This is a genomic window from Pedobacter nanyangensis, assembly GCF_003313505.1.
Taxonomy (GTDB): Bacteria; Bacteroidota; Bacteroidia; order Sphingobacteriales; family Sphingobacteriaceae; genus Pedobacter; species Pedobacter nanyangensis.
This window is the reverse complement of the sequence record NZ_QMHO01000013.1, coordinates 91,236-106,660: the sequence shown is the minus strand read 5'-3', so window position 1 is coordinate 106,660 and position 15,425 is coordinate 91,236. Positions and strand designations below refer to the sequence as shown.

Below are 15,425 nucleotides of genomic sequence, written 5' to 3'. Positions count from 1 at the left end.
TTAGTTTGTTTGGTTTTGGTATATCTTTTTGGTGCGGAGTTTTTTCTCCAACCACACTCTTGGATTTTGGGAAAAACGTTTAAAATCTTTGGCCGAGCGGCCTCCTTTATGGGGCGCATAGTAGTGCATCTTCTTTGAAGAAGGCATGTAGCCGGCATTGCGCCAAACCAGCACATACGAAAGTGGGTAATCTTTAATGGCTGGCCACAGTGTACCTGTCCACCAATTTGGATCGGGTATATTTTCGAAGCCTGTTTCGGCAAATGCAGCCAACTTATTTTTTTCGGCAGCCAGCCTGGTAACTATTTCCGATTGCCTTTTAATTTCAGAGATAAAACGGTCTTTATTTTTGAGGTCAAATTGATAGGTATCAAAACTCAGCACATCTACATATTCATCGCCTGGGTAGCTGCGCAAAAAATCTGCGGAGGTCTTAAAATCATTCGTATTATACACCATGATCAAATGATCGATTTTTTTGGTTTTCCTTAAATAATCAGCAGTAAATCGCCAAATTTCTTTCATTTCCTCAGGGCTGGTGCTGCGGCTACCCCACCAAAACCAGTGCCCTGTAAGCTCATGAAAGGGCCTAAACAACACCGGAATATATTCTCCTTTAGCGCCTTTTAGGCTGAGCAGAAAATTTGCCGCCCTATCGAGCCATTGCAAGTACAACTGATGCTTTTCGCCCATTGGCAAAATAGCCCTTACGGTGTTACGGGTGGTATCCCATGAGGAGCCGCCTGTTAACGGATTATCAAAATGCCAGCTAATGGTGATGACTGCTCCCCTTTCATAGCCTGCTTTAATATAATCCCTCATTTTATCAAAAGGTACCCCGTCGATGTTATTTGGGGCAGCATGTTCGATCTTGCCGATGTCCCAACCATATACTGCCGGATATTCACCTGCGGTTTCTTTCACATCGCTTCTTCCCTCCTGATATTTCCATCCAACGCCGTAAGCCAGGTCATCTTGATGGCCAAACAAAATGGCCTTCGTGCTTAACATTTGTAAGTTTTGGTACAATGCCCTCGTTTCCGCGGTAGGATTGGGGTGGCTTAATTTTTGGGCAACTACCTTTTGCAGGCCTATGATGGTGAAAGCAAAAGAAAACAGGATGATTTTTTTGAGCATAAACAATTAGGGATTAGTAGAAACCAACATCATCGATATATATTTGGGAAGCATTATTGCTAAATTCCTGGAAATCGAGATACTCAATTAATGCCGGCGAACCGATGTTGATCAACGGTATCTGAAAATCGGTCCATTTTCCCTCCCTGATCAAAATATCATAAGTGGTAGATTTAACCGATCCGTTAGTTGACGATACCCTTATCTTTTTACCATCAGTACCCGTACCACCAAAAATAGAGATTTTGATAGTGGTATAGCCTGTAGTATTAAACTTGGCGACAAGCCTGTAACGCACCGCTCCCCACCCCTTATAATTTACGAACATGGCCGAGGTACCGCGTCTGACTGTAGTTAAATTTGCCAAATCCAATACATTGTAGCTGTAGGAAGAACTTGTGCTCCAAGCATTTTTAAGCCCATCGTCGTATATGGTGTATTTTAATCCGAAAGTTTTGGCGGCCGTTACCGAGCCCACCGGCGTAGTGATTACCACGGGGCCATAAGTTACTCCGGCTGGCACTTTCACTTTAATTTGCGTTTGGGAGCTTGAAACAATGGCTGCGTTTACTCCATTAATGGTAACTCCGCTAACTCCCTTAAAGTAATTTCCCGCAATGGTAATTTCGTCATCGGGCACTCCGGCACCTGGCGAAAAATCTTCTACCAAAGGGGCAGGTTGCCTAATTTTAAAATTCAAAGTTGCCGTACCATATTTGGTAGTCACGGTAATGGGATTGTTGATCGGGTCTGTTAAATTCGCTGGAATTTTAACGGTAATGCTGTTATCTTCGGCATAAGTAAGAGAATCAGCGGCAAGTGTGCCATTAAAATCAACCTTTTGCGTAGTTTTTAAATTGGCCCCTTTGATCATGATCCAATCGCCATAGTCAACGGCCTGTAGCTCGGCACTCCTATTGGTTAAATTGGTAACGGCCGTTAGTGTGGGTGGCGCTGTATTTTCTTCTTTATCTTTTTTACAGCCAAAGAGCACCATCATTGCTGCGGCGATGAAGTAAGTGCCAAAATATTTTGCTATAGTTTTCATGTGCTTAATGATTTAATCATGTCTATATTTACCAACCTGGATTGTTAATTCCCTTAAGAGCCGTATTTGAATTGAGCTCGCCCAGCGGGATAGGGTACAAGAGATTTTTAGTACTTCTGAGCTTGGAGATGTTATTTTGCCCGGTTCCTATTTTATTCATTACTTGCAGGTAAACGCCCCAGCGCATCAAGTCAAAACGCCTGATACCTTCCAAGTTAAACTCCCTGGCCCGTTCTGCCAATACATAGCTTCTAAACTGTTCGGAGGTCATAGCTGTTGGCGCATAAGCCTCTGCCACTGGTACGGCAGGCGTACCTGTTTTGATATAAGCTCTCAGCCTTACTTCATTTAAGGCGTTATAGGCTAAAGTGGTGGCTCCGTTCACTTCATTTTCGGCTTCGGCGTACATCAGGTAAACTTCCGCATAGCGCAACAAGGGCACAAAAGCGTCACTTTTTACTACCGTAGGTTCAGTTACACTGTATTTAATGGTATAGGCCCGCTCGGCCGTAGTAGACCCGGTATTGTTATAAGTTATGCCATTAACCGTTTTGTACTTAGCCGATTGCCATGACGGATAAAAGATATTTGTTCCCTGCAAGGTGGTATAGTTATGGGTAATCCCATCTAATACCCTGGTATCGGTTTCGTCGTAATCTTTGTAATGGTTGTTGGTCATGAAAACCGCTCCTTGCCCAAAGGTTGAACGGGCAGAAAAGTAATTGCCAATTTCGTTGATAAAACTGGTACCCGATAGTGATTGCAGCTCCCACATATGCTCTTTGTTGTTCCTTCCGGCAATGCTCCACAAATCTTTCCAGTTTGCGGTAAGCGCATAGGGTCCACCGGGCACCAATAGTTCTGCGGCCTTATCTCTGGCGAGCAGGAAATAAGCTTTCGAGTCTACGCCTTCCAATCCGGCCACTACATTTTTGGTATAAGTATAAAAACCATTATCCGTTCCGCCCCTTACCGTCACATTTCCCGTTGCCGCTCCCGAGCCAATGGTTAAATAAGTTTTTGCCAGAAACGCTTTAGCCACCCCTTGATTTACACGGCCTACTTCTCCCGCTTTGGCATGTCCCGCAGGAAACAAATTGGCTTCTGCCGACTTGAAATCGGAAATGACCAGGTCATAAGTAGCCTTTACCGTAGCTCTAGGTATGTTGGTTTCTGGGTTTTGTACAGAAATGGTTTTCAAGTGAATGGGAACCCCTCCGTATAATTGCACCAATTGGAAATAGGCCCAGCCTCTTAAAAAGTAAGCTTCTCCCAAAATTCGCTTTTTAACATCTGAGTCAATGTCCGTAATGTTCACTACATTTTCCAATACAGAATTAGCCCTCGAAATAATGGTATAGCAGCCTACCCATGGCCCATCAACGCCCCAGTAGGATTGCGGGTTTCCTGCCCCGGTAGTACCCAAATACCAATCAGCCCCTGAAACGTGGTCATCATCTAAAATAGTCATGTTCCAAAATGGCTGTTGATACATTTCCCAGGTATACAAGGCTGCATAAACGCCATTGATGGCTGCTTTTGCATCGCTTTCGTTGTTATAAAAATATTCTGGAGAATAAAATGAATATGGTTTTTCTTCCAATGCCTTTTTGCATGAAATGGTGCTTAACAAAGCCAAACCAATAACCGATACCGTTAAATATTTTGAAATCGTTTTCATGTTGTGAAGGTTTAAAAGTTGCAACGTAGTGAGAGGTTGTAAGTTCTGGAATTAGGATATCCGCCCAAGTCTACACCAAATAGTGCTGGGTTATCGCCATAGCTATTGATTTCTGGATCATAGCCGGAATAGTTGGTGAATGTAAGCAGGTTGTTAACGCCCACCGATACCCGCATAGCCGATATGGTTTTAGATTTTAAAGGCACTTGATAGCCAAGCGTAATGTTTTTAACCCTTACAAAACTGCCGTCCTCAACAAACCTTCTGGAAAACAATATGGTTCTGAAAAACTGGCGCATTATCTTTGGCCCCGTGGCATTGCTATTGTCTTGTCCGGCCGCCCATGCCCCATCGGCCATTTCCTTTGTGATATTTTTATTGCTACCTAAGTTGGCATTGAAACGCGTATTCATATTGATGATGTCATTTCCCTGTACGCCATTGATGAACACGCTCAGATCAAAACGTTTGTACTTGAAATTATTGGTAAAACCGAAGGTATAATCTGGATTTACATCGCCAATAAAAGTTCTATCGCTTTGCGTGATGGCTGTGGGATCATTATCCAAGTTCTTGTACTTGATCTCGCCAATGGTCCTTAAAATGATAGAATTACCTTGATTGGTATAGGCAGGATCATTCCTTACTTCGGCCTCATTGTCGTAGTAACCGTCCTCTACATAACCATATAAAGCTCCAATGGGCTTGCCTACGGTTTGGATAAACGGGGCATCGCCGGTAGAGATGTTGCGGGCATATTGCTCTCGCACATCGGCACTGAGGCTTAAAATTTTGTTGCGGTTAAAGGCAAGGTTGAAGTTTGATTTCCATTCAAAGTTCTTGTTTTTCATTACCGTGCCGCCAAGCGTTACCTCCAAACCTTTATTTTGGATAGACCCCGAGTTCACCAGTTTAGTTTCAAATCCTGAAGACGATGGAATAACCAGGTTCTGCAACAAATCATCGGTAATTTTCTTGTACACCTCCACCTGTAGGTTTAAACGGTTATTGAACATGGCCACGTCAAGCCCCAAATTATAGGCGCTGGTAGTTTCCCATTTTAGCTTTTCGTTGGCTGGGCCGGCAAATACATCGTTGGCCAAACCTGTTTGAATGGCACCGCCGAACACGTAGTTATATACACTCAGCTTTGAAAGAGAGGCGTACGAGCCAATCCCTTGATTTCCGGTTTGTCCGTAACTAAAGCGCAACTTCAAATCATTTACAAACTTCACTCCCTTCATAAACTCCTCGCCAGATACCTTCCAGGCCACTGCCGCCGAAGGGAAACCAGCCCATTTATTGTCTTTACCAAACTTGCTAGAACCATCCTGACGATAGGATACCGTTAAAAGGTAACGGTCATCAAAACTATAGTTGGCTCTTCCCAAAAATGAAATGAGGGTAGATTGGTACCTCGACGTTACCACTGGCATCACCACTTCACCTGCCGCCAGGTTCTCATTCTGCAGGTCATCATTAGGGAAAGTTTTGGCTTCGGCTCTTTTGCTTTGTCCATTGGTACGCTCGTAAGTGCCAGCCGTCATTATATTTAAATTGTGTTTGTTAATGGCTTTGTTGTAAGTCAAAATACTTTCGGCTACGCCACTGCTCCAAATATTATCGGCCTTTAGGCCCCAGCCTCTCATGGAGAAACCTTCATAAACCGTACGGGGATAATATTGGTCCCTGTTGCTACTGGAATAGTTGAAACCTACATTTTGCCTGAATTTGAAATCTTTCAGGAAAGTAGCCTCAACATAGTTGGACGAAAAGATATTCAATCCTTTTACGGTATTCAGAATATCGTTTACGTAGATATAAGGATTAGTGATAAAAGCATCGCCAACACCATCATAGGCGATGGGATCTGAAATGGTGGATGGAAAAGTTAAGGCTGACCTGATCACCCCGGCGCTTGCTGCATCTGATTTGTCTGTTCCTGTTTTTACACCATTGGTTCGGGTACTGGCAATAGAAGTACTGGTCCCTATCTTAAAGGTTTTGCTGATATTCCTGTTCAAATTTAAGCCCAAGCCCAAACGGTTATATTTAGAGTTGAGCACGGTGCCTTCCTGATCGAGGTAATTGAAAGTAACGCTATGCGTTCCTGCATCGGTACCACCAGAAACATTTAATGAATATTTTTGATACAGGCCGTTCCTGAAGATACGGTCCTGCCAATTATTGGTATCGCCCACATAATCCTGTGGTCCTTTGGAGTAATAAGTATTTCCTGGATTTGCGGGATCGGGAACGTTGGTGCCCGGAAAAGGCACAGTATAGGCCGTTCCTGTGTATTTATTGGCGTTTAAATAGGCCAAATTTTGATAAGCGGCATATTCCGAAGCATTCAGCACGTCAATTTTTTTGGATACCGAAGCCAAGCCTGCATTAAAGTTGGCTTCTATTTTGTCTTTTCCGCTCTTGCCTTTTCTGGTGGTAATGAGCACCACGCCATTGGCACCCCTTGAGCCATAAATAGCCGTAGCCGATGCATCTTTTAAAATATCTATGCTTTCAATATCATCCGGATTAAGGAAAGACATGGCATTTAGCGTTTGCTTTTCATCTTCCCCTAACGACATTGGCGTTGCCCCGCTACTGGAATTGTTGAAAGGCACCCCATCTATCACATACAAAGGTTCTGTACCGCCCAAAAAAGAGTTTGAGCCACGCACCCTGATGCTTAGTCCGGCACCCGGAGCGCCATCATTTTGGGTAACGTTTACCCCTGCAACTTTGCCTTGCATGGCCTGCAATACATTAGTAGGTACATCCCTGGTTAAATCTTCTCGGTCAATGCGGGCTACCGAGCCTGTTAAATCAGATTTTTTAACGGTACCGTACCCAATAATTACCACATCAGAAAGGGTTGTACTGGCAGATTGAAGCTTGACATTGAAAGTGGTTCTGTTGCCAATGGCAAGCTCTTGCTGTACTTTACCTAAATAAGAAAAGGTAATGGTTTGGGCAGTTGATGGAGCATCAATAAGGAAACTACCATTTTCATTGGTAGTGGTTGAAATTTTAGCACCTTTTATACTTACAGAAACTCCCGCCAGCGGAAGTCCATTTTCATCCATTACCTTTCCAGACAATTTCTTGTCCTGCGCAAACGCTTCGGCAACAAACAACACACATACAAGTAATGCTAATAAATAGGCGGTTAGTTGATTACGCATAAATAGTCATATTTGGTTAGTTCAAAAGTAGCACCCTTCATAGCCCATTAATAATACTTTATTATCCATTTATAGTATTTTTATCTCTAAAGATTGTTTTAAAGCAAAAATTTATGGTTTATTGCACTGCAATACAAATCATTAAACATAATTATATTATTATATCTATTGCAGCAATATATGATATTATTTTATCCGCTTGATTTGTATTTATTTATCTTTTAGTTATGATAAAAGAAATTACCCCACTCACCACAGGTGATTGTTTCACTATTTTTGAGCGAAGAAAAAAGGATTTTGACTTCCCTTTACATTACCATGAAGAAATGGAACTTAACTTTATTTCAAATGCCAGTGGGGCCCGGCGTGTGGTTGGCGACCATATTGAGGAAATTGGCGATATCGAGCTGGTGCTGATTGGCTCCAACCTCCCACATGTATGGGAAACGCACAAACTGAACGGAAAAGAAATACACGAAGTAACCATCCAGTTCCATAAAGATTTGTTTGATGAGAAATTTCTGCGCAGGCACCAGCTGAGGGTTATTAGGGATATGCTTGAAAAAGCCAAATGCGGCATCTTATTTTCTGGCGATACGGCCAAAGCCATCGGCCCCCGCCTCATCAGGCTCAACAAACAACATGGCTTTGATTCGGTACTGGAACTGATGTCGATTTTGCATGACCTGTCCACGTCCAGAAATATGCGAACCCTTTCCGACTCAACCTTTAGCCAGGCTGAGTTTTCATACACCAGCCGTAGGATAGAAAAAGTAATGGAGTACATCAATCTTAATTTCGACAAGCCCGTTTCCCTTTCGGAAGTGGCCAAAATAGCGAACATGACCGAAGTGTCCTTCAGCCGATTTTTCAAGAACAGAACGGGAGCCAGCTTTATAGACAGCCTGATAGAAATCCGCTTGGGGCACGTCATTGATACCTCCGAAACCATTTCAGAGGTGGCCTACAACTGCGGGTTCAACAACATTTCCAACTTTAACAGGATCTTTAAAAAGAAGAAAGGTTGCACCCCAACCGAGTTTAGAGACAACCTTTCTGGCCATCGTATTTTTGTTTAAATTTTATGAAATATAAAATCGTATTGCTTTTCGTAGCACTTCTCCATATCCAAACTTGGGCTGCCAAAACAACTTTCTACCCTGCCAACCACCCAGATATCCAGTACATCGGTCGGGGCGATTTCTCCAATCCCCAGCAACCCAAATTCTGGGCATCAGGAGCGTATGTGCTCATCAACTTTAGTGGCAGTTCATTTACGGCACATATTAACGATGAAATGTTGTGGGGAAACATTTTGAACTATTTGGAAGTGAGAATAGACAACCAGCCCGCCTTTCGGATACGTTTAAAGGGCAAGGAAAATAAGCTGTTACTGGCCCAAAATCTCCCAAAGGGCAACCACAAAATACTGATCTGTAAAAACTCGGAATCCGAAAATGGCTATATTTCATTTACAGGTTTCGATTGCGAAAAGCTCCTTCCTCCAACAGCGCCTCAGAAAAGGAAAATGGAATTTATTGGCGACTCTATTACCTGTGGCGCAGGAAGCGACGAAAGCGAAATTAAATGCGAAACAAAAGGCTCTTCATGGCACGACCAGCACAACGCCTATTTCGCTTACGGGCCTAGCACGGCAAGAAACCTGAATGCGCAATGGCATCTTACTTCCGTATCAGGCATTGGGCTCATGCACAGTTGTTGCGGTAAAAAAATCATCATGCCGCCTGTTTACAATAAAATCAATCCAGCCAAAGACACCCTCACCTGGGACTTTGCCAAATACCAGCCCGATGTGGTTACCGTATGCCTTGGACAAAATGATGGCATTCAGGACTCAACCCAGTTCACTGGCGCTTACGTCAACTTCATGAAACAATTACGTGGCTATTATCCAAAGGCTAAATTGGTGATGCTCACCAGCCCCATGGCAAGCCCACAGCTTAAAGCGGCATTGGCAAAATACATCAGCGCCGTTAAAAAAAGGCTTAACCAAAGTGGAGAGCACAATATTGCCAGTTACTTTTTCGAAATCAGGGCCAATGGCGGTTGTGGAAAGCATCCATCATTAGCAGAACACCAGCAAATTGCAAGCGAGTTAAGTGCCTTCCTCAAAAAAGAAATGGACTGGTAAAGTTGGCTAATAAGGTCAGCTTTGGATAATCGTTTTGTGATTTTTCATGATCTCCAGCCCCAGCAAAACCTCTTCGTTCTACTAAAATCGGCCTTCTTCGTTTTACTGGCCCTGAAATAAATTCAGGGTGAGGTTAGATGGGCGGTCCGTCATGCTGACCACGAAGTAGCTGCGAAGCAAATTTATTTCAGCATCAGTTTTACGTGTTGTTTTGACAAATTTAACAATCGAAATAAGGCCAGAAAGTATTTTCTTAGTCCAAACTCACCTTAATCAACGAATAGACCTTCCCACCTGTTGCACAAAACTGTGGAAGTTCAGTTTCTTTTGCCTGTCGCCCAAACGTACCATGATAACTTTATTTTGCGGGTTCACATACACCGATTGGTGGAACATGCCCTGCGCTTTATAATCGTACACTTTTTTGGCATAAAAGTACCTGCCATCAGGATTTTTCTCTATCGGGTAATCCAAGCCCTCTTTACCCAAGGAACTTACTGCACTTACCGAATCTTTGAAAAACTTGAAATCCCTGGTAGCCCAAAACTGGTTCTTATACCGCAGCTTAGTTAACGAATCGGGATTGGTGGTTATGTCTATCCATTTTTTGGAAACAATTTGCTTTCCTTCCCAATTCCCTTCGTTCAAATAAAGCCGTCCAATTTTAGCAAAATCAAGCGCTGTAGCATTTAAGCAACAAAAAGCCTTGATATTCCCTTCATCATCCATACTCCAAAGCGCATCACTTTCTGCGCCCAAAGGCTGCCATAAACGTTCCTGCATTTGTGTTTGTAAGCTTTTACCCACTGCTTTCTCCAAAATAAAGGCCAGCACCTGCGTATTGATGCTTTGGTATTCGAAAACCTTACCAGGTTCATTTTTCATCTTCAATTTGCCTACCATCTTTTTCAAATCGGCACCGTAATAGCTGCGCACAATTTTCGAAAACGGATTAAAAGATCTTTCCGAAAAATCAAATCCGCTGCGCATGTCCAGCACGTGCTGTATCGTCAAACGATTAAAACGCTCATCGTTCTTGGCCAATTCAGGCAGGTATTTAATCACCAATTCAGTGGTCGATTTAATTTCGCCCTTATCTATCGCAATGCCCATCAAAGTCCCTACAAATGATTTAGCTACCGAAAAGCTCGGCTGCTTAATGGTCAATGCATCCTGTTCAGAAAGATATTGATAAATGATGCTGTCGTTTTTAATCACCAAAAAAACGTTGGTCTTGGTATTCGTTAAGGAAGTATCCAAATGCAGCTTTAGTTTTTCATAAGCCTTATTGGGATAGTTATGCTTAAAATAAAATGGCGTAGCCGATTTTTGAATAATCACGTTTTCAAACTTGGCGCTATCGCCCAAATCGGGGATCAGATACTTAACAGACCTTAAAGGCACGCAGGCCGCTAGAAACAATAAAATGGCCGCTAAAGAAAAGGTAATTCTCATTGTTGCTAAAATACATATCTAAAAATAAAACCATTAAGGAATTAAGGAAATTAAGATGGGCAGGAGAAAGATTTAATGATGGCTTAACGCTTAAAAGGATCTGGAAGCACATAATTTTGCTCCTCGGAAGACAATGTTGAATCTCCATAAACCAAACCTCCCAAAAACAAAAAATCCCACGGCAACCACCGCAGGATTTATATCATGTTTTAGCAAGGATCAACTAACCACTGTCAACTAATCCCTAACCACTAAATATGAATCGCTCTATTTTCAGTAGCCGCCAAAGCAGCCTCCTTTAAAGCTTCCGTATAAGTTGGGTGTGCATGACAAATTCTAGCCACATCCTCAGCCGAAGCGCGGAATTCCATCGCTACCACTGCTTCAGCAATCATATCCGCAGCACGAGGGCCAATCATGTGAACACCTAAAATTTCGTCTGTTTTTTCATCAGCCAGCACCTTTACAAAACCATCCGTATCCATACTTGCTTTAGCACGTCCACTGGCTTTGAAAGGGAACGAACCTGCTTTGTATTTCACGCCGGCAGCTTTCAGCTGCTCCTCAGTTTGCCCTACAGAAGCCACCTCTGGCCAAGTGTAAACTACCCCAGGAATTAAGTTATAATTGATATGAGGCTTTTGTCCGGCAATCGTTTCCGCAACATAAATACCTTCATCTTCCGCTTTATGCGCCAACATCGCTCCCTTAATCACATCACCAATGGCATAAACACCTTTAACGGCAGTTTCTAAGTGGTCGTTAACAGGAATTTTATTGCCTCTTTCTTCCGGCGTAATACCAATTTTCTCTAATCCCAAACCTTGCGTATAGGCCGTTCTACCAACCGCTACAATGCAATAATCAGCCTCCAAGCTCACGGCTTCACCTTTAGCATTATCGGCAGTTACCGTTACCACTTTGCCTTTAACCGATGCGCCAGTTACTTTGTGGCTGGTTAAAAACTCCATACCCAACGATTTTTTCAACACACGCTGCAGCTCTTTGCCCAAACCAGCATCCATAGTGCTGATAATTGACGGTGCAAACTCAACCACGGTAACCTTAGTACCCAAACGAGCATAAACTGAACCTAACTCTAAACCAATTACCCCACCACCAATCACTACCATGGTTTTAGGCACTTCTTTCAAAGTTAAAGCCTCGGTCGAAGTGATGATACGTTTTTTATCAACTGGCAAAAATGGCAAAGCCGTAGGTTTTGATCCTGTAGCGATAATGACGTTTTTAGTGGTTAATTTCTCAGTACTGCCATCAGCTTTAGTCACCAAAATGGTGTTTTTATCTTCAAAAGAAGCCACACCTTCAAAAGCATCGATTTTATTTTTCTTAAACAGATAAGTAATACCAGCAGTGTTTTGAGCAACCACATCGTCCTTACGGGCAATCATTTGCTTCATATCAACCTTCAAATCTTTCAGGTTAATACCATGCGTAGTAAAAGTATGAGCCGCGTTATGGTAATGCTCCGAAGAATCTAACAAGGCCTTAGACGGGATACAGCCCACATTCAGGCAAGTACCACCATAAGTTTTATATTTTTCTACTACCGCTGTTTTTAAACCTAATTGTGCACAACGGATGGCACCTACATAACCGCCCGGACCCGAGCCTATAACAACTACGTCGTATTGCATAATCTTTTAAGAATTTTTGTTAGGGCAAATGTACACTTTACCACCTAAACCCCAAAAGTTACAATGTTTTAATGTTGTAAAAACTTGCTCGTCTTCCTCTTTTTGGAGGCCGAAGTCTACTTTTAATGTGCAAAGACCAACAGATTCTTCACTGATGCTCAGCATAACAAGAAAAACAAATAAAAAAGCGGCTTACAGGCAATGCCTGTAAGCCGCTTTTTTATTAATGATATAATTCAGCTTGTTATTTTATTTAGTGAATATGTTCGTTCCACTTTTTCTTCATCTCCTCACTTTGTTTACCGAGCATGAGCAAGTAGGCAACCCTTTGGTTTTTATCTAAAACCGAGTTAATTTTAGTATCAAGATCATCTCTATTTTTGATCCTCTTTCGCGCTATAATAACAATATCTTCAGTTTTAGCCTTTTCCATAATTTCCTTTTGGGTTTTGTCGTAATCCGAGAAAATTTTGACCAGTTTGATTTTTTGATCCTTCCTAAGCTTAAGTTCTTTGTCTAGTTCTTTCACTTTAGCTTCGGGGCTTTCATCCTTGAGGTCTTTCACCTTGTTTTCAGCCTTTTCTTTAAGTTGTGCCTGCGCAAATGTTGCTGCACCGAGCAAAAGCCCGCAGATAATCATTAGTTTTTTCATGTTGGTTAATGTTATTTTTTTCAATATACAAATTTTAACAAAAATCGCTTCGTTTTCGCAACCGTGCCACTTAGAACTTTATCAAAACTTTCATTTAATTTTCCGCTAAAAAAATATACCACTTATATTTGAGTATGATTAAATTAAGAAACATCCCATTTTTTGTGGTAGGCCTAGCCGCATTACTTTTAGGTGCATTGGCATTTAGAAATGATTGTCCTACAGTTTGGTACATCATCGCTTTGGTATATTTTATTTTAGGTTTTGCCTTTCGCAAACCTGTTGATACAGCCGACGGCGGTCATTAGTATTTAATGTCATTTCGAGTGGCATATAATACGGAACCCTTGAGGAGAAATCTTTGAATTGGCCAAAACCCATCCAAAGATTTCTCGGCTTCGTTTTACGCCGCTCGAAATGACGATTTTATTTACGTTTCTTCTATGAAAGCAAAGCTCCTTAAGCTTTCTCCCTTCAATCCTCTTAAACCAACCAAAAATGAAACGGATACTCCTAACTCTCCTACTCCTTTCTCGTTTTTTTTGCCAAATCACCTTGGCGCAAGAAACAGACTCTGCCTACGTACGTAATCATTACACCAAAATAGAACGACTTATTCCCATGCGAGATGGTGTAAAGCTATTTACCGCCATTTACATTCCAAAGGATATTGCTGCGAACAAAAAATATCCTTTTTTAATTAACCGTACCCCGTACACGGTGAGACCATACGGTGAAAATGAATACAAAACCAGTTTGGGAGGCTATCCGGCAGTAATGCGTGAAGGTTTTATTTTTGTTTACCAAGATGTGCGTGGTCGGTGGATGAGCGAGGGAGAGTTTGAGGACATTAGACCAACCAATTTAGGCAAGGGCAAAAAGGACATTGATGAAAGTACCGACACCTACGACACCATCGACTGGTTGGTAAAGAATATTAAAAACAACAATGGCAAAGCGGGTTTGTATGGCATTTCCTATCCTGGCTTTTATTCCACAGTTTCCTTAGTGAAATCGCATGCGGCATTAAAAGCAGTTTCGCCACAAGCTCCCGTTACCGATTGGTTTATTGGCGACGACTTCCACCACGGCGGTGCACTATTTTTAATGGATGCCTTTAAATTCATGACTTCTTTTGGCGTACCCCGTCCAAAACCAATTACGCCAGATAAAGGCCCTAAACCGTTTCAGTTCCCCATAAAAGACAATTATCGTTTCTATTTAGAAGCTGGCTCGGTAAAAAACCTGAAGGATAAATACATGGGCGACAGCATCAAGTTTTGGAACAACTTATTCAAACATCCCAACCTCGATACCTTTTGGCAGGCACGTCAAATTGTAAGACATTTAAAAGATGTAAAACCCGCAGTAATGGTTGTAGGTGGCTTTTTTGATGCCGAAGACGCTTATGGTGCTTTTGAAACCTACAAATCAATTGAAGCGCAAAACCCTAAAGCCAACAATATTTTAGTGGCAGGTCCGTGGTATCACGGCGGTTGGGTTCGCGGCAAGGGCGACAGCTTTGGAGACATCAATTTTGGCACCCCTACCAGCACTTATTACCAAGAAAACTTGGAGTTACCGTTCTTCAAATATTATCTCAAAGGAGAAGGTACTTTTAACGGTGCGGAAGCCAATATCTTCTTGACAGGAAGCAATCAATGGAAAAAATTCAATACTTGGCCACCTCAAGATGTGGAACTGAAATCATTATACTTCCATCCAAATGGCAAGCTATCGTTTACCAAACCTGGTGGCAATAACAGTTATGACGAGTACATGAGCGACCCCAATGCTCCCGTACCTTATCAAGATGGCATCCAAGCCAATCGAACTAGAGAATATATGGTAGATGACCAACGTTTTGCTTCAAGAAGACCCGATGTAAAGACTTATCAAACTGATATTTTAACGGAAGACATTACCTTAACTGGCCCCGTATTGGCCAATTTACTGGTAAGCACGTCAGGCACCGACGCCGACTATGTAGTGAAATTGATTGACGTATATCCAGAAGATACCAAGGAAGTTTCACCTGCCAATAAAGATAAAATGATGGCCGGCTACCAAATGATGGTAAGAGGCGAAATATTGAGAGGCAAATACAGAAATAGCTTTGAAAAACCCGAAGCGTTTATACCTAACCAAGCCACCCAGGTGAAATATGCCTTGCCTGATGTGGGCCATACCTTCAAAAAAGGTCACCGCATTATGGTACAAATACAACACTCGTGGTTTCCATTGGCTGATAGGAACCCTCAAAAATTCATGAACATTTACGAAGCACAACCTAGCGATTTCCAAAAGGCTACGCACAGAATTTATCATGACCAAACCAACAGCTCTTTCTTATCTTTACCTGTATTAAAACCATAACATAAATAAATCGTCATTGCTAGGCACGATGCAAAATCCTACAACAGTCGCTATACTATCGCTTTAAGACTGCTTCGTACC

11 protein-coding genes are annotated in these 15,425 nt (G+C 42.2%); 4 read left to right on the top strand and 7 right to left on the bottom strand.

Features of this window, described 5'->3' with window-relative positions; translation table 11 throughout:
* Genes DUT71_RS17440 through DUT71_RS17425 form a run of 4 tightly spaced genes read right to left on the bottom strand, consistent with a single transcriptional unit; the run spans nt 1 to nt 7,051 of the window.
* Complete coding sequence (locus DUT71_RS17440) at nt 1–1,137, bottom strand: glycoside hydrolase family 26 protein (protein WP_113663828.1); 1,137 nt, start codon at nt 1,135–1,137, stop codon at nt 1–3.
* Nucleotides 1,138–1,150: 13 nt separating this feature from the next.
* Nucleotides 1,151–2,185, bottom strand: a complete 1,035-nt coding sequence (locus DUT71_RS17435) for an IPT/TIG domain-containing protein (RefSeq protein WP_113663827.1) — start codon at nt 2,183–2,185, stop codon at nt 1,151–1,153.
* Nucleotides 2,186–2,213: 28 nt separating this feature from the next.
* On the bottom strand, nt 2,214–3,866 hold the full coding sequence (locus tag DUT71_RS17430) for a RagB/SusD family nutrient uptake outer membrane protein (protein WP_113663826.1): 1,653 nt from the start codon (nt 3,864–3,866) through the stop codon (nt 2,214–2,216).
* An 11-nt stretch (nt 3,867–3,877) separates the two neighbouring features.
* On the bottom strand, nt 3,878–7,051 hold the full coding sequence (locus tag DUT71_RS17425; protein ID WP_113663825.1) for a SusC/RagA family TonB-linked outer membrane protein: 3,174 nt from the start codon (nt 7,049–7,051) through the stop codon (nt 3,878–3,880).
* A gap of 227 nt (nt 7,052–7,278) precedes the next feature.
* Here DUT71_RS17425 and DUT71_RS17420 point away from each other — a divergent pair, with 227 nt between their 5' ends.
* Nucleotides 7,279–8,130 carry an AraC family transcriptional regulator gene (locus DUT71_RS17420; protein WP_113663824.1) on the top strand — a complete coding sequence of 284 codons (852 nt, stop codon included), beginning with the start codon at nt 7,279–7,281 and terminating at the stop codon, nt 8,128–8,130.
* Nucleotides 8,131–8,135: 5 nt separating this feature from the next.
* Nucleotides 8,136–9,203, top strand: coding sequence for an SGNH/GDSL hydrolase family protein (locus tag DUT71_RS17415; RefSeq protein ID WP_113663823.1), 1,068 nt, complete (start codon nt 8,136–8,138; stop codon nt 9,201–9,203).
* A 273-nt stretch (nt 9,204–9,476) separates the two neighbouring features.
* Here DUT71_RS17415 and DUT71_RS17410 read toward each other — a convergent pair whose 3' ends face one another.
* From DUT71_RS17410 to DUT71_RS17400, 3 genes are all read right to left on the bottom strand, one after another.
* Nucleotides 9,477–10,658 carry a serine hydrolase domain-containing protein gene (locus DUT71_RS17410; protein ID WP_113663822.1) on the bottom strand — a complete coding sequence of 394 codons (1,182 nt, stop codon included), beginning with the start codon at nt 10,656–10,658 and terminating at the stop codon, nt 9,477–9,479.
* Between the two features lie 251 nt (nt 10,659–10,909).
* Complete coding sequence (gene lpdA / locus DUT71_RS17405; RefSeq protein WP_113663821.1) at nt 10,910–12,316, bottom strand: dihydrolipoyl dehydrogenase; 1,407 nt, start codon at nt 12,314–12,316, stop codon at nt 10,910–10,912.
* A gap of 253 nt (nt 12,317–12,569) precedes the next feature.
* On the bottom strand, nt 12,570–12,968 hold the full coding sequence (locus DUT71_RS17400; protein ID WP_113663820.1) for a hypothetical protein: 399 nt from the start codon (nt 12,966–12,968) through the stop codon (nt 12,570–12,572).
* Nucleotides 12,969–13,102: 134 nt separating this feature from the next.
* Between DUT71_RS17400 and DUT71_RS20280 the strand changes: the two genes are divergently transcribed.
* Both DUT71_RS20280 and DUT71_RS17395 read left to right on the top strand, forming a co-directional pair.
* Nucleotides 13,103–13,276, top strand: a complete 174-nt coding sequence (locus tag DUT71_RS20280; protein WP_162796097.1) for a hypothetical protein — start codon at nt 13,103–13,105, stop codon at nt 13,274–13,276.
* A gap of 190 nt (nt 13,277–13,466) precedes the next feature.
* Nucleotides 13,467–15,344, top strand: a complete 1,878-nt coding sequence (locus tag DUT71_RS17395) for a CocE/NonD family hydrolase (RefSeq protein ID WP_113663819.1) — start codon at nt 13,467–13,469, stop codon at nt 15,342–15,344.
* Nucleotides 15,345–15,425 lie beyond the last annotated feature (81 nt).